General features: G+C 40.0%; 17 protein-coding genes and 1 tRNA gene. 7 read left to right on the top strand and 11 right to left on the bottom strand.

The window, feature by feature from the left end; translation table 11 throughout:
- Positions 1-141 precede the first annotated feature (141 nt).
- Positions 142-1,140: a 4-hydroxyproline epimerase gene (locus LS482_RS06095; protein WP_233030864.1), complete on the top strand. Its 999-nt coding sequence runs from the start codon at positions 142-144 to the stop codon at positions 1,138-1,140.
- Positions 1,141-1,171: 31 nt separating this feature from the next.
- Positions 1,172-2,413 (top strand): NAD(P)/FAD-dependent oxidoreductase, encoded by a 1,242-nt coding sequence (locus LS482_RS06090; RefSeq protein WP_233030863.1) that lies wholly within the window; start codon positions 1,172-1,174, stop codon positions 2,411-2,413.
- 46 nt (positions 2,414-2,459) lie between these two features.
- On the opposite strand, the gene LS482_RS06085 is transcribed toward LS482_RS06090, so the two are convergent.
- Entirely contained in the window at positions 2,460-3,860 is a 1,401-nt protein-coding gene (locus LS482_RS06085; protein ID WP_233030862.1) for a dipeptidase, read from the bottom strand.
- 120 nt (positions 3,861-3,980) lie between these two features.
- Here LS482_RS06085 and LS482_RS06080 point away from each other — a divergent pair.
- The 3 genes from LS482_RS06080 (at position 3,981) to LS482_RS06070 (ending at position 6,379) form a co-directional block, all read left to right on the top strand.
- Positions 3,981-4,062 (top strand) — tRNA-Leu (locus tag LS482_RS06080).
- Between the two features lie 564 nt (positions 4,063-4,626).
- Positions 4,627-5,466, top strand: coding sequence for an SDR family NAD(P)-dependent oxidoreductase (locus LS482_RS06075; RefSeq protein WP_233030861.1), 840 nt, complete (start codon positions 4,627-4,629; stop codon positions 5,464-5,466).
- Between the two features lies 1 nt (position 5,467).
- Positions 5,468-6,379 carry a helix-turn-helix domain-containing protein gene (locus tag LS482_RS06070; protein ID WP_233030860.1) on the top strand — a complete coding sequence of 304 codons (912 nt, stop codon included), beginning with the start codon at positions 5,468-5,470 and terminating at the stop codon, positions 6,377-6,379.
- A gap of 1,211 nt (positions 6,380-7,590) precedes the next feature.
- Here LS482_RS06070 and LS482_RS06065 read toward each other — a convergent pair.
- The 5 genes from LS482_RS06065 to LS482_RS06045 form a co-directional block, all read right to left on the bottom strand.
- Complete coding sequence (locus LS482_RS06065) at positions 7,591-8,697, bottom strand: glycoside hydrolase family 88/105 protein (RefSeq protein ID WP_233030859.1); 1,107 nt, start codon at positions 8,695-8,697, stop codon at positions 7,591-7,593.
- Positions 8,698-8,716: 19 nt separating this feature from the next.
- Complete coding sequence (locus LS482_RS06060) at positions 8,717-10,399, bottom strand: sulfatase family protein (protein ID WP_233030858.1); 1,683 nt, start codon at positions 10,397-10,399, stop codon at positions 8,717-8,719.
- A 104-nt stretch (positions 10,400-10,503) separates the two neighbouring features.
- Positions 10,504-12,225, bottom strand: coding sequence for a RagB/SusD family nutrient uptake outer membrane protein (locus LS482_RS06055; RefSeq protein WP_233030857.1), 1,722 nt, complete (start codon positions 12,223-12,225; stop codon positions 10,504-10,506).
- A 47-nt stretch (positions 12,226-12,272) separates the two neighbouring features.
- Positions 12,273-15,605, bottom strand: coding sequence for a TonB-dependent receptor (locus LS482_RS06050; protein ID WP_233030856.1), 3,333 nt, complete (start codon positions 15,603-15,605; stop codon positions 12,273-12,275).
- Positions 15,606-15,739: 134 nt separating this feature from the next.
- Positions 15,740-16,897 carry a FecR family protein gene (locus tag LS482_RS06045; RefSeq protein ID WP_233030855.1) on the bottom strand — a complete coding sequence of 386 codons (1,158 nt, stop codon included), beginning with the start codon at positions 16,895-16,897 and terminating at the stop codon, positions 15,740-15,742.
- Between the two features lie 281 nt (positions 16,898-17,178).
- Here LS482_RS06045 and LS482_RS06040 point away from each other — a divergent pair, with 281 nt between their 5' ends.
- Positions 17,179-17,766, top strand: a complete 588-nt coding sequence (locus tag LS482_RS06040) for an RNA polymerase sigma factor (RefSeq protein WP_233030854.1) — start codon at positions 17,179-17,181, stop codon at positions 17,764-17,766.
- A gap of 69 nt (positions 17,767-17,835) precedes the next feature.
- On the opposite strand, the gene LS482_RS06035 is transcribed toward LS482_RS06040, so the two are convergent.
- Positions 17,836-18,030 carry a winged helix-turn-helix transcriptional regulator gene (locus LS482_RS06035; protein WP_302849406.1) on the bottom strand — a complete coding sequence of 65 codons (195 nt, stop codon included), beginning with the start codon at positions 18,028-18,030 and terminating at the stop codon, positions 17,836-17,838.
- Positions 18,031-18,045: 15 nt separating this feature from the next.
- Positions 18,046-18,198, bottom strand: coding sequence for a hypothetical protein (locus LS482_RS06030; protein WP_233030852.1), 153 nt, complete (start codon positions 18,196-18,198; stop codon positions 18,046-18,048).
- A 213-nt stretch (positions 18,199-18,411) separates the two neighbouring features.
- Between LS482_RS06030 and LS482_RS06025 the strand changes: the two genes are divergently transcribed.
- Positions 18,412-18,762: a nuclear transport factor 2 family protein gene (locus tag LS482_RS06025; RefSeq protein ID WP_233030851.1), complete on the top strand. Its 351-nt coding sequence runs from the start codon at positions 18,412-18,414 to the stop codon at positions 18,760-18,762.
- Positions 18,763-18,802: 40 nt separating this feature from the next.
- Here the strand turns inward: LS482_RS06025 and LS482_RS06020 are convergent, their stop codons facing one another.
- The 3 genes from LS482_RS06020 to LS482_RS06010 form a co-directional block, all read right to left on the bottom strand.
- On the bottom strand, positions 18,803-19,129 hold the full coding sequence (locus LS482_RS06020; protein ID WP_302849405.1) for a DUF1349 domain-containing protein: 327 nt from the start codon (positions 19,127-19,129) through the stop codon (positions 18,803-18,805).
- A 260-nt stretch (positions 19,130-19,389) separates the two neighbouring features.
- Positions 19,390-19,782 (bottom strand): VOC family protein, encoded by a 393-nt coding sequence (locus LS482_RS06015; protein WP_233030849.1) that lies wholly within the window; start codon positions 19,780-19,782, stop codon positions 19,390-19,392.
- 71 nt (positions 19,783-19,853) lie between these two features.
- The gene (locus LS482_RS06010; protein WP_233030848.1) at positions 19,854-20,660 is read right to left on the bottom strand and encodes a helix-turn-helix domain-containing protein; all 807 of its coding nucleotides are present in this window, start codon (positions 20,658-20,660) and stop codon (positions 19,854-19,856) included.
- Positions 20,661-20,722 lie beyond the last annotated feature (62 nt).

Raw genomic sequence — 20,722 nt, 5'->3', positions numbered from 1 at the left:
AAGACACTTTTCGATTAAGGTTTAGGGAAATGTCTGAATAGTAATATATGTAGCTCTTCGGCGGAATTTACCGAAGTACTCGGGATAAACGGAAGTCGGGAGGTTATTCAATTCATCAATAAGCTTAGGTGTAATAAAGTAGTGAGAAAGACATTCTTTTGCGTGGATGCCCACACCTGTGGTAATCCTGTACGTGTAGTTGCAGGAGGTGGGCCTTTCCTGGAAGGAAAGAACATGAGTGAAAAACGACAACATTTTTTACGGGAATACGACTGGATACGGAAAGGGCTGATGTTTGAGCCCCGCGGTCATGACATGATGAGCGGAAGTATCCTGTATCCCCCGACGGACAAAGCCAATGACGTAGGTATATTGTTTATCGAAACCAGCGGCTGCCTGCCCATGTGCGGACACGGAACCATAGGTACGGTAACCGTTATGATAGAGGAGGGCCTGGTCACCCCCAAGGTACCGGGAAAATTAAGACTGGAGACCCCTGCGGGACTGGTGGAAGTAAGTTATCGGCAGGAAGGAAAAAAAGTGACAGCGGTACGGTTGGTCAATGTAAAATCATTCCTTGAGGCCGAAAACCTCGAAGTGGAATGTCCCCGTCTCGGAAAGCTTGTCATTGACGTGTCATTCGGAGGTAATTTTTATGGTATTGTTGATGTACAGGACAATTTTAAAGGACTGGAACACCACCCTGCCGACGAACTCATCGGCTGGAGCAGGCATTTGCGAAACCAGCTGAATGAGAAGTACACCTTCGTCCATCCCGAAGACCATACCATAAACGGGCTTAGCCATATCCTGTGGACAGGAAAAACGCTGTCTGACGATGCCAGTGCCCGGAATGCGGTTTTTTACGGCGACAAGGCCATTGACCGTTCCCCCTGCGGAACGGGAACTTCGGCCCGGATGGCCCAGTGGCATGCCAAAGGCAAACTTAAACAGGGAAAAACGTTTGTACACGAAAGCTATATAGGCAGTAAATTTATAGGAAAGGTAGAGTCCGTAACCGAGATTGGGGGCAAAAAAGCCATTATACCGAGTATTGAAGGATGGGCGAGGGTTATCGGCTACAATAATATTTTTATAGATGATGATGATCCTTATGCCCACGGATTTCAGGTAGTTTGATTTTCTTGTAATAATTCTAAAACATAAACCATTGAAAGATGTCATTGTAATAGGAGGAGGAGTCATAGGGATGTGTTCTGCATATTATCTTGCCAGGGAAGGCCATCGGGTAACTGTGCTGGATACTTCGGATATGAGTAAAGGTTGTTCTTTTGGCAATGCCGGGTTGATAGTGCCTTCGCATATTATTCCACTGGCCCAGCCCGGAATGATTGCACAAGGAGTGAGGTGGATGTTCAATCCCCAAAGCCCCTTTTATGTAAAACCTCGGTTTGACAGGGAATTGTTTTCCTGGGGGTGGCAATTTTACAGGAATTCCACCCGGAAGCACGTGGAAAGGGCCATGCCTGCATTGAAAGACCTGTCTTTGCTGAGCAAGGAATTGTACCGCGACCTAGCCCGGCAGAATAACTCGTTCTTTTATGATGAGAAAGGGTTATTAATGTTATACAGAACGGAAAAGACGGGAGAAGAAGAAAGACACGTTGCGGAAGAAGCGAAAAAACTGGGACTGGAAGTCGATTTTTTATCCGCAGAAGAGGTCGGTAAGCTGGAAACCGGTATGGATACCGATGTTTTGGGTGGTATTCACTATAAGTCGGATGCGCATTTGTATCCCAATAAATTTATGAAGTTTATAAGGGATGAAATTTTAAAGGAAGGTGTAATCCTGAAAGGGAATACCGCGGTAAAAGACTTCCTGATAAAAGAAAATACAATAAGAACCGTAATTACCGACAAGGGGGATTTCAATGCCGATGCGTTTGTACTGGCCTCCGGGGCATGGAGTGCCCATATGGCTAAAAGATTGGGATTAAGGCTTCCGTTGTTACCGGGAAAAGGATATAGTTTTACTCTGAAAAATGCAGAAAAAAGACCGCTGCACCCTGCCATTTTATGTGAGGGAAAGGTTTCCGTGACCCCGATGGGAGAAGATCTGAGGTTTGGGGGGACCATGGAGATTACCCATACCCGTGACGGCCGGATCAACACAAACAGGTTACGGGGAATTATTGATACCATCCGCAGTTTTTATCCCGGTTTTGAGATAAAACTTCCGGACAAAAAGGATATATGGTACGGGTTCCGGCCCTGTACCTCTTCCGGGCTGCCTGTAATATCCGGGACAGAAAAAATCCCCAATCTGGTTATTGCCACCGGACATGCCATGATGGGCGTGAGCCTTGCTCCGGCAACAGGAAAGCTGGTCAGTGAAATGATATCAGGCAAAAAGACATCCGTTCGGACCGAAATGTTCGGTATAAACACGTAAGGGTACAAAATCTTGTACCCTTGCGGTATTGTTATTCAGTTGTGATTTAATCGGGATTGGAATTGTGTAATTCCGCAAAGTATTTGTAAAACAGGGGAATGGTTTCAATCCCTTTCAGGTAGTTGAAAATTCCGAAGTGTTCGTTTGGCGAATGTATGGCATCCGTATTCAGTCCGAAGCCCATCAGGATGGTTTTGCTTTTCAGTTCTTTTTCGAACAGTGAAATAATGGGGATGCTTCCTCCGCTTCGTTGCGGAATGGGTGTTACGCCAAAAGTATCGGTATATGCTTTACTGGCAGCCTGATAACCGATATTGTCAATGGGAGTCACATAGGCCTGCCCGCCGTGGTGTGGTTTAACTTCGACCTTAACGCCTTTCGGTGCGATACTTTCAAAATGGTCTTTAAACAATTTCGTGATTTCCATCCAGTCCTGGTCGGGTACCAGCCGCATGGATATTTTGGCATAGGCTTTGGACGGGATAACGGTTTTGGCACCTTCCCCGGTATATCCGCCCCATATCCCGTTCACGTCCAGTGTCGGGCGAATGGAACCCCGTTCATTGGTCGTATATCCTTTTTCCCCGTAAACATCATCAATGTCGAGGGTATTTTTATACTTTTCCAGGGAAAAAGGGGCTTTTGCCATTTCTGAACGTTCTTCCGCAGAAATATCCTCTACCCTGTCATAAAAACCGGGAATTGTAATATGGTTATTTTCATCGTGGAGGGAGGCGATCATTTTGGTCAGAATATTGATGGGATTGGCTACGCCGCCGCCATATAAACCGGAATGCAGGTCGCGGTTTGGGCCGGTGACTGCTACCTCTACGTAACTCAATCCCCGTAAACCGGTGGTTATTGAAGGCTGGGTATTGCTTATCATCCCCGTATCGGAAATAAGGATAACATCGTTTTTCAGCTTTTCCTGGTTGCGTTCTATAAACCATCCCAGACTTTCCGAACCGACTTCTTCTTCACCTTCGATCATAAATTTCACGTTACAGGGAAGTACATTGTTCTTTACCATATATTCGAGGGCCTTTACGTGCATGTACATCTGTCCCTTGTCATCACAGGACCCCCTGGCAAAAATGGCACCTTCGGGATGAATCTCCGTTTTTTTGATCACAGGATCAAACGGTCCGCTTTCCCATAGTTCCACAGGATCAGGAGGTTGCACATCATAATGGCCGTAGACCAGTACAGTCGGCAGTTGCGGATCGATAATTTTTTCTCCGTAAACAATGGGGTAGCCCGGGGTGTCACAGACCTCTGCGTGGTTACATCCCGCCTGTAAAAGACTTTCCTTTACAGCTTCGGCAGTATTCAGTACATCCTGTGAAAAAGCGGGATCGGCACTTACGGAGGGGATCTTGAGGAGTTCAAACAATTCTTCAATAAAGCGTTCTTTGTTTTTCTGAACGTATGATGAAATATCTTCCATGAAGTCGAATAACTTTTATAATAAAACCAAAAGTACGAAAAAGATATTTTTTAAAAAGAGGGAGTTTATTTTTCGAAAAATAAGCTATATTTGCACCCCGATACAGAAATGTATCCATTTGCGGCTGTGATGGAACTGGTAGACATGCTTGACTTAGGATCAAGTGCCGAAAGGCGTGGGGGTTCGACTCCCTTCAGCCGCACAAAAAACCGAAGAGAAATCTTCGGTTTTTTTATTTTAAATCAGGTGTTTTTTACTGTTTTTTCTCCTTGGATACAACATAGATACAACATTTTGCGGATCAATCCCAAAAGTTGTGGACTATGCAATATGATTTGATGCTAATTGATGTTTTTTAGAGTTCAAGGATATTACAAAAGTTAATCCCGGCTATTATTTACCTTAATTTCATGTTTACACTGTCCCAAAAATAGAATGAATTTGGGACAGAAAAACTTCCATTATTACAGTACATCTTTCAAAGCCCCAACCAAAATTATATTTTAAAAATATTCAAATTTCAGCACTCATAGCACTTATTTCTATATGATTTTAAACTTTTCAAAATCTTCTGCTTTATACCCCCCTCTATTTCTTAACTGCCATAAATCCCAGCCAAACATTATTGAATTTTGTCATACTTGGTCAATACACTTGCAGCGGTAATAAGACAAATCAACTGAAATCTTGAATTTAAACACGCTTATCCTTAATTTGAAAACTTTCTAAATCTGTATGCCTTGTAGTTTTGTTAAAAACAAAAATTATGAGTACACAAAAAGTTTGGTTGATTACCGGAGCCTCTAAAGGAATGGGATTTGCAATTACAAAAGCAGTTTTGAATAATGGCGATAAAGTCATTGCAACTTCTCGAAATACGGACACACTTTTAGAAAAAATTGAAGAACACAAGGGAAAATTGCTCCCAATAAAATTGGACATCACCAATGAGACAGCTATTGAAAATGCTATTTCAGAAGGCATCGATAAATTTGGACAAATAGATGTTGTGGTCAATAATGCAGGATATAACTTGTTGGGGAATATCGAAGAAATAAGTGATGCCGAGTTTAGAAAAACAATGGATGTCAATGTTTTTGCAATGACCCATATCATCAGAAACGTTTTGCCACATTTACGCAGGCAACAATCGGGGCATATCATCAACACTGCTTCTATGATGGGTTATATGAGCTATCCGGGCAATGGAAGCTATAGTGCTTCAAAATACGCAGTTATAGGGTTATCGGAAGCGTTGGCTCAAGAAGTTGCGCCGTTTGGCATTAAAGTGACCATCTTGGCCCCAGGAACCTTCCGCACAAATTTCATGAATGAGGACACGCTCAATGTTGCGCAACATAAAATTGACGCCTATAATTTAGACATGCAGGTAGAACAGTTTACGGGATTCGATGGCAAACAATTGGGGGACCCTGAAAAATTAGCAGAGGCAGTACGTAAACTTGCAGAAATGCCGAATCCTCCTTTGCATCTTCCTTTAGGTTCTGATAGTTATAATGCCATTCTTGAAGTTCGTAAAAACGAAAAGGAAGAAATGGAACAATGGAAAACCTTATCTTTATCTACTGATTTTGAACAAAAATAGTATGAAAAAAGCTGTTCCGTATAAAATTGAATCCATATCTGAACTTCATAAGTTGTTCAACTTACCAAAACCTCATCATCCTTTGATTAGTGTGATTGATTTTGAGACTTTAAAATTTGATTCTAATGAAATTTGGAGCAGCTTTTATTATGATTTCTATTGTGTGGCGATTAAAAAAGGTGCTTCAGGCAAGTTTCGGTACGGACAAGGTCATTATGATTTTGATGAGGGCGTTATGAGTTTTACCAAACCAGGTCAAATCTTTTCTGTCACAAATCCTACAGATGACCCCGTGTCAGGATATATGATGGTTTTTAAACCTGACCTTATACGGCATTATGAATTAGGAAAGAATATTGGTAATTACGGATTCTTCTCTTATTCTACAGCAGAAGCGCTTCACCTTTCTGAAAAAGAGGATAATGTTATTATGTCCCTTATGCATCAAATGCAGGCTGAACTAAAAAATAACATTGACCATTACAGTCAGGATTTGATAGTTTCGTACATTGACCTGCCTCTCAATTACGCAAAGCGTTTTTACAACAGGCAATTTCTGACGCGAAGTTCCGTAAATAATGGCATAGTGGTAAAAATGGAAGAATTAATAGATGCGTACCTAAAAAGTGATGCTACACTATTGGGCGTTCCAACGGTCAACTTTTTTGCAGAAAAACTCAATGTTTCTCCTAGTTATTTGAGTGATCTATTGAAAAATGCTACTGGCAGAAATGCGCAGGCGCATATTCAAGAGTCCATAGTTGAAAGAGCGAAAGGACTGCTTTCCACAACTAATTTAAGCATAAAGGAAATCGCTTATGGTTTGGGATTTGAATACCCACAATCTTTCAGTACTATGTTTAAGAAGAATACGCAACAAACACCATTGCAATTCAGAGCATCATTTAATTGAAAAAATTATTACCGCTAATAACGGTATATAAAAAATAGCGGTTTAAATACTTAATCCAAAGTGATTTCCATAAATTTATCGTCAGTACCAAACCGAAAAGTCAGTGCGTAAAAACCGCCACTGTGCATAGTCGCAAACCGTTGGTTCGCCCAGCCGCTGCACTATTCCAGTAGGTGAAAATCCTATCCGGGCAATTGACTGTTCACCCGGAAGAAAAACGAACAGGAATTACCGTGAGGTAGTGAACTGAAGCTTCGTTCTTTCAAATCATCAAGCCGTAATGTTCAGGTGTACACCTAATATTAGCTTCGAGATGTGTAACCGTAGATTTGGGGAGTGTGTTGACGTACGCGAACCCTGCCATACAAGTTGGATCAACAATCGGGGAAAACTTGTAAACTATCGGAGTCATAGGGATGGCGTGATGATAGATGGAACAGTGCGGAACTGGGGAGGTCTGTACATTCAAGCTGACCACTTAAAACCTTGTTTTATAAGCATAGCGAAGTAAGCGAGGGGATGTACAGAAGTCGGAGAAGCCCATATTACCAAATATTTGTTGGACAACAAAACCGATCATAGGGAAGGGACTTTATTTTAGTATAACTTAGAAACCCACCACCTCAGGTGGTGGTCATGTTCTTATGGCTACGCCTGAATACGTATTTTATTTGATTAGAATTTGTGGTGGCGAAGCCACAAATCGGGCGAAAAGCCACCTCCTTTGGGGGGTGGATAGTCCGATTTGAGCAAATTCTTTACTGTAAATCCAAAAAGAAAACGAGTGTTAGTGAGGAGGTAAACGAGTCTTTTACAGTGTTTTGCAAACGATTTTAACCATAGCCACTCGTTTGCGCAGTACTCAAGTGAAGATCAGGTATAGACGATACCTTATACACTACCTCATTAGCCTCTGTTGACCACACTATTTTCCATCTGTTGTACCCCACCCATACAGCATGTTCCCGCTCAAAAGGCCCAACCTGCTATTCAACAGTTTCTCCGTCGTTAGGTAGAAGGTTGGAAATCTCTCTTTTGGTATGATTATGTATAACCTCACGCATAGCAACCTTTAGTACGATCTCATATGATCTGCTTCCTTATGTATAAAATTGGCTAGCACTTCTGTAACCTTACTCCACAATAGGGAAACCTACAGATTGGATAAGGCTACAGAAGTCAAAAGGTTTTAGGACCTGTTCCATTTCAAACTAATTTTCTACCAATGCAGCGGCACACCAAAGATAAGGCGCTTGTCCGTGAAGATCCCCCGGATTACGTGGACGGTTGTAATAATGCTGTTGGTCGTTCTTTTTGCCGGTACCTATACAGACCTCCGTGACATTGTTGCGTTGGTCAATATACGGGACCATGGCCAACCATCCCTTGCGTGCAGTAGTTGCATATTCTTTGGCATCAAGCCAACCTTCCTGTACCCCAACAACAAAAGCATAGGTAAACATCGCCGTTCCGGAGGTTTCCGCCCAGAATGTGGGTTCATCAATCAATTGATTCCACATACCACTTGGCTGCTGATAGTTTTTCAGGCTTTTCATCATCTTCAGATAACCTTTCATAATACGCGGACAGTCTTTGTGGTCTTTAGGCATCATACGTAACAAATCTGACATACCGACTGCCATCCAGCCGTCGCCGCGTGCCCAATAGTAAGGCACGTCAGGTGCGTGATAAAACAGGCCGTTAGGACGCTGTAACTCATCGAGGTACATCACCATTTCCCTGGCTGCGCGATCAAGGTATTTCCTGTCTCCGGTAACCTTATATGCTTCACTCTGTACCACGGTAATCATATACATGTCATCGATCCATAGGCGTGTCTGCCAGGAAAAACCTTTTTCTGCCCAGGCTTTTTCTTCCGCTTTTGCATTGCCGGGCACTTCCCATTGTGTATCGGCATAGGCTAATCCCATTTCCCGATAGCGCTCGTCTTTTGTGATCTGGTAAAGCTTCAGCGCCAGGCTGCCGAACATATTGTAATCGACATGGTTCATTGGGGGCAATAATGCTTTTTCATACGTGAAAAATGGCTCGAACTTGTCCTGTAGCAAACCGATGAGTTTTTGGTCATTCGTTTTCAGTGCGTAGTCGAGGGCACCGTTCCAGGCACATACGCTTGCATAGTGCATCCATCTTCCTGCGTAAAGTTCATGTCTGCTGCCTACAAAATGATAGGCTAAACGCTTACCTACTTCTTTCGGTGCTGATCCTTCCGGAAAATTTGACAGCGGATCCTGTTGAGCAAACAGAAAATGAAAAGAACATATGGCTAATACTAATAATAAGGTGTTTTTAGACATCAGGTTTATTTTAAGTTAATCATTTTTTTAATTTATTTGGAGGTATGCGTATACGTGCTAAAGAATCATTTTGAAGCCAATCTGGTTTTGGAAATTTTCTCATAAAGGAATATCGAATATAAGTTTCATAAATATCACCATTTCCGGTAACCCTCGGATCATTGGTTTGCATAAGGTAACTACCCAAAGCCCTTCTATGCTCCAAAAGTTCCTCTTCAAAATTTTGCTCCCCGGCCAGGTTAACTAAGCAATAAGGATCATTTTTAATATCATAAAGTTCTTCCGCGGGCCTTTTTCCAACAGCCATTTCAAAGAAAGGTCGGATCTCTGAATCATTTCGGTGCTCCAGCATAAAATCAAAGGTTGGTGATGCATCAATATCATGATAGCCTCCATGTTCAGGCCCCAGTGTTCCATCAGATTCATATTTTTGCGGAGCACCGGCAGGCCATCTTTCCGGTTTAAAATTCCTGATATACAGAAAGCCTTCTGTACGAATGGCCCGCTGCGGATAAGTTAAATTATTCCACCGAGAGCTGGAATGTCTTTCTCTTGCGGCGAAAGCCGCCCTTCTTACAGGATACGGTTCCGCCTCTTCATTATCATTCATAAGCAGGTTCATCAGACTCTTCCCTTCCATAGCGTACTTCCCTGAAATATCCCCACCCCCTTCAACTGATACCGCTTCTAAAAAGGTGGGTGCAATATCTATAAGGCTAACAGGGTCGTCAACGATCCTTCCTCCTTCTATTTGATTACCCCACATTATAGCTAAGGGCACATGGATCCCATATTCGTATGTATTGGACTTAGCTCTGGGAAAAGCCATTCCATTATCAGAGGTAACCACGATGATCGTATTTTCCAATTCACCTGTTTCTTCCAGTTTCTCCAAAATTTTTCCGAGGTGTTGATCAAACCACTCTATTTCCAGGGCATAATTCAACAGGTCTTCTCTGACCGTGGGATCATCGGGTAGAAATGCAGGTACGGTTACTTCCTCAATATCTTTACCCGCTTTTAATCCTGATCCCTTTTCAAATCCCCGATGCGGTTCATGTGCCCCAAACCAGAAGCAGAACGGTTCATCATCCTTTTTTTTAGCCAGGAAATCATTAAAATTTTCTGAATAATCGTTCGTACTTATTCCTTTGGTGGGAGGATTATTTTTTTTCTTGTTGTAAGCCTCCCCGGCAGGATTTCGTTTTCTCCCACTGATTTTCCAATTACCCGGCCCCCAACCTTTTCCGGTATACCCGGCTTTATATCCCATTTTTTCAAGAATATCGGGGAAAACAGTATAATCCAAAGGAAATTCACTCGCATGTGTTCCTGCATCTTCTAGTTGCCAATCGTTCATGCCTGTCAGGATTGCCGCCCTGCTCGGACTGCATCCGGGAGAAGCAGCAAAAGCATTCGTGAAAAGAACCCCTTCCCTGGAAACCCTGTCAAAAGCAGGGGTTTTTATCCATTTTTCTCCATATACAGAGGCATGTGGATAGGACTGGTCATCAGAAATAACAAATAAAATATTGGGACTTTCTCTCCTTTTTTTTTCATCCGTACTTTTCGAATTCCTTTCGGCATTTGTATTACCACAGCAAATGCAGGTAGATAAAATAATAACAAAGGCGATAAACCTTTTAATTTTTGCTGTTTCCATTACTAAACTCTTATCATTTAATTTTTTAATCTTGGCCATTTAAAATTTCATGTTAATCAACAGTTCAGAGTACTAATTGTTATAGGATCCGGATCATAAAAAGAGTATCTGCGGCAAAGGACCTGCTTTGCTGCCCTTAACACTCAATAACCGGGATTTTGTTCAAGTTCTGCACCTGTGTTATTTTCAATTTCACTTGCCGGTATTGGCCATAATTCGTGAAAAGGTTGAATATCTAATCCAAAGTTACCTGACATGGGGTTTCCGTCATTTAAACGGCTCACCCGTTCATACAATAAGCCAAGACGTTGTAGGGTAAGCCTGCGTTTTTCCTCTATCCCTAGTTCACGTGCACGTTCGTCCAATATATAATTTATATCAATTTCACCTGGCAATACGGGAGTTGCCCGGGCTCTGTTCCTCACTGTATTAATGTCTGCTGCCGCAGCGCTTTTATCGCCAATACCCAGATACGCTTCAGCTCTTAATAAATAGGTCTCAGCCAGCCTTATAAAATATTGATCGGTATAGGTGCTGCCTGCAGCTGCTGCATTCAAAGTTTTTAATTCCGGATTGACAAAAAGTTCCGGAGGGTGGTTGCCGGGGGTAGTGACTTTTGATGGGTAGGGATAAAAATATCGAATGGTATCTATTGCCTTTTGACGAAATAAATCTCTGTGATCGGATAAATTTTGGCCATGCCAGACAGATTCAGGATTATTAAATGCTACGTCACGGATGAAATTGAAACGGGAATTACGCATGTCATTTTCTTCAGAACTACCATTCCATATATCATAGATATAGTAATTGGTCCCCCTAAACCTACCAATACCCCTTCCCCCGGTATAATCTGAAACTCCTAAAGATAAAAATGGATTAACACCATTTGGATCCTGATAAGGGAAGCTCCACGGGCGAGGCGAAACATCTCTTTCTAACTGAGCACTGCTACCATCCCTACTACTGGAAGACAATCTTCCTCCGGGCACATCAACCTCCTGCTGCCATACCCAGATTCCTTCAGTATTCCCGGATGATCTATTTTGATTGTTTCGCCTGAATAAGTCCCAGTAAACATCCCCGGGTTCACTACTTCTGGAACCAAATCGTTCTGTCATTAATTGTGTATCGGGATCATTAATAACTACAGAAGCTGCACTGATAGCTTCTTGCCAACGCCCCATAGTAACGTACACTTCTGCCAGTAAATGATATGCTGCTAAATTTGAGACCTTACCATCCATGACCTCGGATATTCCCGGAAGATTCTCAGCTGCAAAATTTAAATCACTTGCAGCCTGTGCATAGACATCCTCTCTGGATGCCCTGGTATAATCGACTTCAGGAGCGGTTACTTCTTCTAATTCAATTGGAACACCTCCATATAAATAAGCCAGATTCCTATAGGACAGACCCCTAAATATTAAAGTATTAGCCTTGATAAAGGTTCGCTGATCCTCGGTTATTTCAGCATTTTCCAAATTTTCCAGAATAATATTTGAAGAAGAAATTATTTTATAATAATTATTCCAGTGATAACCGATTTGTCCGTTTTGCGGTGTCAAACAGGCTGGATAACTTCCGAAACGCTGATTGAGTTGATTAGCCCCATTATAACCCAGATCGGTGCCATAGATATAATCTAAGGGTCTATATTCGCCTCCGGACAGAATATTTTGTGCCCTATTATACAAGGCATAGATCGCAGAATTAAAGTCATCCATCGTACTAAAAGAATTTTCCGGAGAAGAAAAATCGACAGGTTCTTCTCCGAGTATTTTATCCTCATTACAACTGTTAAAAGCCAATGCTATAGTTAAAATAGCCAAAGGTGTACTAAAGTTTCTGAATATATATTTCATAATCCATTATATTTAAACTTATTTATGTTGAAGATTAGTTGTTTCATTTAAAGACTAATATTCACCCCTAGTGATAATCCTTTTAAAAGAGGTCTTGCACCCACCTGTATACCGGCTCCGGTTTCAGGATCCCAGCCATTCCAATCCGTAATGGTCAATAGGTTTTTTCCACTTAAAAAAAACTTCATACTTCCAATACCATTGCTTCTTAGCCATTCGGAATCAAAGCTATAGGCCAAAGAAACATCCTGAAGCCTAATAAAACTCCTGCTGTCATAGTGCGTGTAATCCGTTGCAGGCGCCTGATCCAAACGACGATACTTGGCATCAGGGTTGGAAGGCGTCCAATAATCTATACCTTCATAAATGTTACGGCGTCTCCCGTTATCACCTCCACCAAAGTTAGGTTCATTTCCATCCAGATATCCGTTTTTACCGCCTTGAACAGCGTTGATAAAAAAACGCAATGATAAATTTTTGTACCCTATTTCGTTAAAAATGCTGAATCTGTATGAAGGTTCTCTTCTTCCCAAAATAATTCTATCGTCCGGGGTAATTTTACCATCCTCGTTCTGATCTTTAATTCTATGAGTACCAACTAAAAATCCGTCAGGAACATCATCACCTATCTGTATGATCCCTTCAGATTCATACCCATAAATAGCATTGATAGATTCTCCTATAAACAAACCACTGGATACCAGATCCTCTTCTTGTCCATCATGATTAGCATCAAGGTTAACAAGGGAGACTATTTCATTGCGATTAAGGGAAAAATTAAAATTCATATTCCATTTCCACGCATCAGTTCTGATAATCTTGCCTTCTAAAATAATTTCAAAGCCATAATTTCTTACTTCACCTACATTTGTGGTAATATTATCAAAACCCGTTATCTGCGGAATAGACACATCAAAAATAAGGTCTGAGGTATGCGAAAAGTAATAATCTATACTCCCGTTTAAACGAAAGTCAAACAAGGAAAAATCAGTGCCAAAATTAAATCCTTTTGTTTTCTCCCAACCCAGATTGGGATTTGAAAGATTCTGAACTTCCTGTCCGAATTCTGTAGTTCCTCCATCACCAAAAACAATTGCAGGAAAACTATTTATCCTGGCCAATGAAGAATACCTGTCTACTAGGTTTCCGCTCACACCGTAAGAACCCCTGACTTTAAAATTATTGATCCATTCGGATTTAAAAAAACTCTCGCGACTTATGTTCCAGCCTAAGGCTAATGACGGAAACATGGCTATTTTATTATTTTTGGCAAATCCTGAAAAACCATCTCTTCTCAGCGTAGCTGTAAGAAGATATTTTTCATCATAAACATAATTTACACGCCCCATCTGATATAGATAATCTTCTTTATAACCACTTGAAAAAATTTCCTGGACAGCCGCCTGGTTTAAGTCATTGTACCCCAATCGAAGGTTTGAAAAATTAGAACCCTCTGCTTTAGATCCTTCAAAACTCACCCCCCTTCTTCCAAATAAAAAAGTTAAGTTTATATCATGCTTTTCTGCGAATTTTCGTTTATAGGTAAAAATATTATCGAGCGTCCAGTCATACTTACTGGTGTTTCTTTTAAAAGCAGACCCGGCACGTGCGTTAGCATATCTGTTACTCTGAAAATATTTGTTCCAATAGTATGAATTACCATAATTTATTCTATAATTTAAACCAGGTATAAACCCGAGGTCAATATCGGCGAAAAAATTTCCTATAAGTGTATTTCTATGCTCGAGGTCGTCAGCGAGAACAGTGACAAACGGATTCAATATTTGGGTCCCGTTAGGGTTGAGGATCAACTCTCCCGCTTCATCGCGGGGTTCAACCAGTGGGGTCATAAACCTTATGGCGTTCAGATTTGGTGAGTTTCCGGATAGATCGGAAAAAATGGCGGCACTCCTGGCACCTACGCTGAGCCAATCGGTAACCCCGGTTTCAATATTTAAACGGACTGATTTCCTGTTGAACTTATCATTGATGATAAATCCCCGTTGGTCAGTGTAGTTACCCGAAAGCAGATATGAAGTTTTTCCATCATTTCCCTGAACGCTTAAATCATGAGTCATGATAAAACCCGGATTGGTGGCATTTTCCCACCAGTCATAGTCCGTTCCGTTTTCGAACCCCTTTCTGAGTTCAGGATCATTCACAATATCAATGTAACTAATGTCAGGTTTTAGGTTTGTATAATCCGGAGCTTCATAAGCTTGTTCGAAATCATAGTCATACGACTTTTCTATAAAGCCGTCCCGGTCCAATAACCGAAGTTCGTTGGAAGGAATCTGTGTGGTATAAGAACTTGAGTAAGTTATAACAGGTTTGGAGTTTTTGCGGGCTCCTTTCCTGGATTCCACAAGTATTACTCCGTTTGCAGACTGCGCTCCGTAAATAGCTTTACTACTGGGGTCCTTTAAAACCGTTATGGATTTAATATCATTAGGGTTTAAATCCGCAATACTTCCCGAGTAAGGTATCCCGTCCAATACAACAAAAACATCCCGATTACCATTAATTGTTGTTCTTCCTCTTACGGATATTTCGGGTTCTCTGCCTGCAGAAGTAACAGCACCTACATTCAGTCCCGTAACACTTCCCTGTAAAGTTTGCGCAATACTCGGATTCGGAAATTCACTAAAAGCTTCAACGTCGGCAGAAGCAACAGATCCGGTCAGATCGCGTTTCTTCTCCGTTCCAAACCCGATAACAACAACCTCATCCAGAGCTGCGCTATCCTCTTTAAGAATAATCTCTACTTCGGATTCACCATCCAAATCAATTTCCTGAGTGGCAAACCCTAAAAAAGAAATAACAAGAACAGCTTCATCGGAATTAACTTCTAAAGTAAATTTACCATCAAAATCAGTCTGGGTTCCATTTTTCCTGCCTTTTTCCAGAATATTTGCTCCGGCCAATGGCAACCCATTTTCATCCCTGACTGTTCCGTTTACAGCAAATTGTATGTTTTTTTTATCAGGCAGAATTCCTGAACCGGGTGAGGAAGAATCCTTTTTTCTTTTTATCAAGATCTTCCTGTCAATAATTTCAACATGAACATTTTTATCCGGAAAAAGAATCTCTAAAATTTTGAGAATGTCTTTCTTTTCAGCATTTACAGAAACCTTGCGCTGTAGATCCACATCTTTGGTCTTGAAGATAAATTTAAACTCGGTGAGGCTTTCAATTTTATTAAATACCTCAGAAACTGTCACTTGTTCCATGTGAATGGAAATCTTTGTGCCTTGCGAATATGTTGGATCAGCATGAATCGCAAATATTGTAATTATAATAAATAAAAAAGTAAGTTTCATTCTCAGGTCAATATCGAATTCCCACCCTGGATTCTCATAGGATTGTAATTGTTTTTTCATAATTTTATAAATTGTGAGTGAATGTTCTATTAGAGTATTCGCTTTGTTAGATCGGGAAACGTGGCAGCGTTTCCCTTTTTTGATTAACCCCTAACAGATCGGATTGTGTGTTTCCGGTAATTAATGTTGTAATTTTAGTTGATAATTATTTTGTTGTTGAATATCTGATAATCAACATCATGAATCTTGCTAAAATATTCAAATACTTGTTCTATGGTTTCTTTTTTAGTTTCAAAGGTGGCATTAAAAGCCTCTTCGCCTAACTGTTTATTATTATTTATTATTACTATATTGTATTGACGTTCAAGCTGTTTTATGATGGTTTTAAAAGGCGTATTTCGAAATACAAGATTGTTGTTCATCCATGCCGTATACAACGTTGTATCCACTTTCCCGGTGGCAAGTGTTTTTCCCGTTTTGTCAAAGGTCCCCTTAAAACCAGGTTCAAGCCTTACCGTATTTTCAGATTCGTTTGTTTTAGTGTTAAGACCGACAGCCCCTTCTATTAATACAACATTTATAGCGGCATCAGAAGCGTAATTTGAAACATTGAACCTGGTTCCGTAAACCTCTACATCAAGTTCCTGTGTCCCCACCATAAATGAGGTTTTTGAATCGTGCACTACATCAAAGTAAGCTTCGCCTTCCAAAAACACCTGGCGCTGCTTTCCTTCTAAAAACCGGACCGGATATTTTAAAGAACTCCCGGCATTCAGAAAAACACGGGTTCCGTCAGAGAGCAAAACATCAAATTTTTTCCCGTAAGGGACTTTAAGGGTATTATAGGTCAATTTTTTAATAGTACTCTTCTTATTATAGACAAGTTTATTCCCTTTCTGCTCGCCCAGAATATTCCCGGTATGGTCTTTTATCTGGTTAAATCCCGTATTTGACAGTTTCTGGATTTCACCATGATCTGTTTCCAGTGTTATGGCCTCTTCAGCGGGGATTACACTTTTTTTGTTTTCGGGTTCGAAAGGATGCTGCCGGAAGAAATAGCCAAGACCGATAAATACAATGGCTAAAGCCGCATATTTGAGCAAAGACTGTATTTTACCATTGCGAAAAATATTCTTGTCCCTATTCATTTCATTAAACAGGCGTTCTTTGGTTTTATTTGAATTTGAATCTTTCATTGCAATGGTTATGGCATAGTGTACTTTGGTAAAATCCTTTAATATGATCTCGTTTTCGGGATTGCCAATCCAATTTTCAAGCTCATCCAGTTCAATTGCGGTGGCTTCATTTGAAAAATATTTTACCAGTAAATGTTCTTTTTCCGGAGTTATCATTTATACCTGCCTTGATGTATTAACAATCTGAACCCGTTTAAACTTTTTAACGCTACAACTAAAAGCTGGATTTTTTCGAAAAGTTTAAATGATTTCTATATATAAAATGCAACAGATTAACAATACCCTAACTTTTTTTCCTATATTTTTTTATATTAGCATTATTATGAAGCTTTCTTTGAGGGTTTAAACAAACCGAAGGATAAAATTTAGACAGCCTATAAATACTTTACGGACTGTAACATATTATTGACCTTTTTACATTCACTACAGCCGAAACGATGGATTTTAACGATAACAATTTTTTAGTAGAACAACTGAAAAAAGGGGACAATAAAGCATACATGTATTTGTTGAACCATTATCATGGCAGATTATATGCCTATGCACAAACCTTGACTAACGATCATACCCAGACAGAGGATATCATACAAAATGTGTTTTTGAAAACATGGAGGTCCCGGAAAAAACTGGATACCTATTTTTCCGTTCAGAGCTTTCTCTACAAATCAGTTTATAATGAGTTTTTAAGTGCCTACAGAAAAGACAGGGCAGTGACTTTGCTGGAACAGAAATATATGGAGTCTCTCTATCAGATTGTTGAGGAGACAGATGAAGACACAATCACCAAGATGATAAAACTGGTAAAAAAGGAAGTGATGAAATTGCCACCTAAATGTAAACAGATTTTTAGTTTGAGCAAGGAAGACGGGCTTACTAATGTCGAAATTGCTGAGTACTTGGATATTTCCATAAAAACAGTCGAAGCGCAGATAACAAAGGCCTTTAAGATCCTTAGAAAAGAGTTGGGCGATAAGTATGAATCTTTTTTATTTATACTTCTTCACCCGAATTTGATTCCAAAATAAACCATGTGGATGTCTGGATGCTTATGAATTAGATCACAACAGGGTAATAAACAGGGTAGCGATCCGAATCTACAAATCATTACTTCGATGGGTTAAACCCCAGTCTATCATAACATCGATAAGATCGGCAAGGCTTTCTCCCGATGCTGTTAGTTCATATTGTATTAAAACCGGTGTCTGGTCGTACACTTTTCGAACTACGATGCCATTCATTTCCAGTTCTTTCAATTCTTTCGACAGCATTCTGGGAGTTATTTTTTCGATGTTTCCAGTAAATCCTTAAAACGGTTTTTCCCTCAATAATGAGGCTATTATGGGCAGCTTCCACTTCCCGCTGATCACATTCGAAGTGTCTGTTAAAGCCAAAACATAACGCTGCGGGCATTGTTGCTCTGTTCCTTTCCGGCCTATAATTTCTTTAAAACTGTTCATACCCGTTGAAATTATTGATACTATACAGAAGTATACTACTATTTTTAGATAATAAAGTATATCTCCCTGTCTAATTTTGAGCCATTATTTAAAAACAATAAATCATGATTTTAGTTTTCATTGCATTAGCTGTTTTGCCGATAGAATTATGATTGTTTACCGGGATGGTATCCATAATTTTTTTTAAGTTAGTCTTGTAATAAGGTTTGATTAATGGGAAGTAATAAGGACATACTGATAAAAGCGAATAAGGCTGTTGCAAATGGTGATTATGAAGGATTTTTGGCGTTTTGCACCGAAGATACAGAATGGACATTTGTGGGCGATATAACCCTGCAGGGAAAAGAAGCTGTTAGGCAATGGATGGCAATAAACTACATAGAGCCCCCGAAATTCGATGTCAAAAATTTAATTGCCGAAAATGATTTTGTTACTGCAATTGGTGAAATCAAAATAACAGACAAAAAGGGAAAAACGGGGCATTACTCCTACTGCGATGTATGGCAATTTCGCGACGGAAAAATGGCCGAACTAAAGGCTTTTGTAGTAGAAACCAAGGAGTAGAAAGGTTATCTAATGTCTTTGATGATTTCAACACGTTGTGTTAGCTTCCATCCCTGAAATTTTGAACAGGAGTGTTAGAGACAGACAGTTCTTCAATACTTTCATTACAATGATCGCCGGCGGGAGCCTGAATGCCAAAACCTATGGAAATTGACGTATTCATATCGATTCCGAAAGCTCTCACAAATCTCCAGATTTTTCCATCCGTTGAATAGTGTAGTCCGAAAAAATCATTCTTTCGGGTAATTCGTAGCCAGCAATTATTTTCTTCCAGTAATTCCCCATTCGCATCGTCCGACCATTTATCGGTAACGACAGAAACAACATTATACTGCCGGTCTACTCCCAATTCTACGGCAAGTTTTATCTATTTGGTCCTATTTTGCCGTACCATTGAAAAAGAGGCGTCAAAAGCACTGGAACCTATACTTGTAACCTTAGCCCGAATCGTAAAATCTCCTTCGTGAGTTTGATAGTAGAATGATGCACTATCCTTAACATACGCCTTATATAGACAGATAATATCGGCATTTGGGTTTGCCTTTAATCTGAAAGCATTGTTTTTCTCCGGTTAATTCGCACCGATTTAATGATTCCATATCAGTAGAGTTTTTTTATGCTAATGTATTACACTGTTAGTTCAATATGGTTTCCTTCACAATCCAGAACAACGCTTTCATAATAACCGTCTCCTGTAATTCTGGGGGCACCTACAATACTATATCCGTCGGCACGTAACCGCTCTGTTAGTTGATCTACGGATTTTCTATCGCCAACAGAAATCGCAAAGTGGGTCAACCCTAACGAAGCGGCATGATCTGATAAAAACGCTTTGATATCAGGACTGTGCATGAGTTCAATCCTGGTGTCTCCACCTTCAAAGGATAAAAAATAGGATGAGAATTTTTTTTGCGCATTGATGTACATATCGCTGCATTTTATGTCAAAATACTTGACATAAAAGTTTTTAATTTTTTCCAGGTCGTGTGTCCAAATTGCTATATGTTCTACTTTCATCATATTAAATGTTTAATACAATGCGAAAGTAGTTAGGAGGAGTTATCGGTAATTGTATATTTTAAACAAGTTTATTAAAATAATCTGAAATTGTAGTTGATAATCTGGCTTTCTTTATCAGCTTGTTTTATCATCGCAAGATATTCGGATGGCGTATTATTTAAGAACGTTTTAAATTCACGGATAAAATGGGCCTGGTCGAAATATCCGGATGCTGTCGCAATAGAAGTTAGTTTTTCATTACTATCCATTAAACTGCAAAGCGATTTTCGAAATTTAATCAACCTTTCAAATTTCTTTGGGGGTATACCCGTTATTCGGGAAAAATTTCTGTTCAGGGAAGTATAATTTGTATCTGTTTGCTTACAGTATTCCTCAATGGAGACAGTTTCTTCCTGCCACCTGAATCGTTTGTAAAAATCCATTAAAAAATTCAGTGTATCATAGGATTGTTTACTGAACAAACCATTCAAAAGCCCGTAAACCTCCTGAATTAATAATTGGCTTGAACCTAATGCGTATTTTGTAATACATTTTGTGTCCTCAATATCTAATAGCAAATGGATGGAGTTGTTAACAAGCTCTTTTCCCTGAATTTGAACGAAAGGATATAATCCGTAAGCATAAAATCTTACACCGATCAGTTCGGTACCGGAAGGATACTTCAAAACTGTATTTTTAAGTGAAATACCTTCAATCTGATGCGTATCAATTAAAAAACCATCTCGTTCATATGTTGAATTATTCAGTACAAATATCAAGTTTATATACTGATCCGGAGGAGTTATTAATTCCACTTCTTTCCCCTTGTTTTGCAACGTCCAGATGCTTTCAATCAAATTGGGGAACAGTTTGGTTGCAGATGATTCTATTTCGAGCAATTCGGTCTTTTTAATTCTGACTAACGTTAAAGTTAATTAAATTTTGTCGGGGTTCCTTTATT

Source organism: Sinomicrobium kalidii, from assembly GCF_021183825.1.
GTDB classification, from domain to species: domain Bacteria; phylum Bacteroidota; class Bacteroidia; order Flavobacteriales; family Flavobacteriaceae; genus Sinomicrobium; species Sinomicrobium kalidii.
Note: the sequence above shows the minus strand (reverse complement) of the source record. Positions and strands in the feature narration are given on the sequence as shown.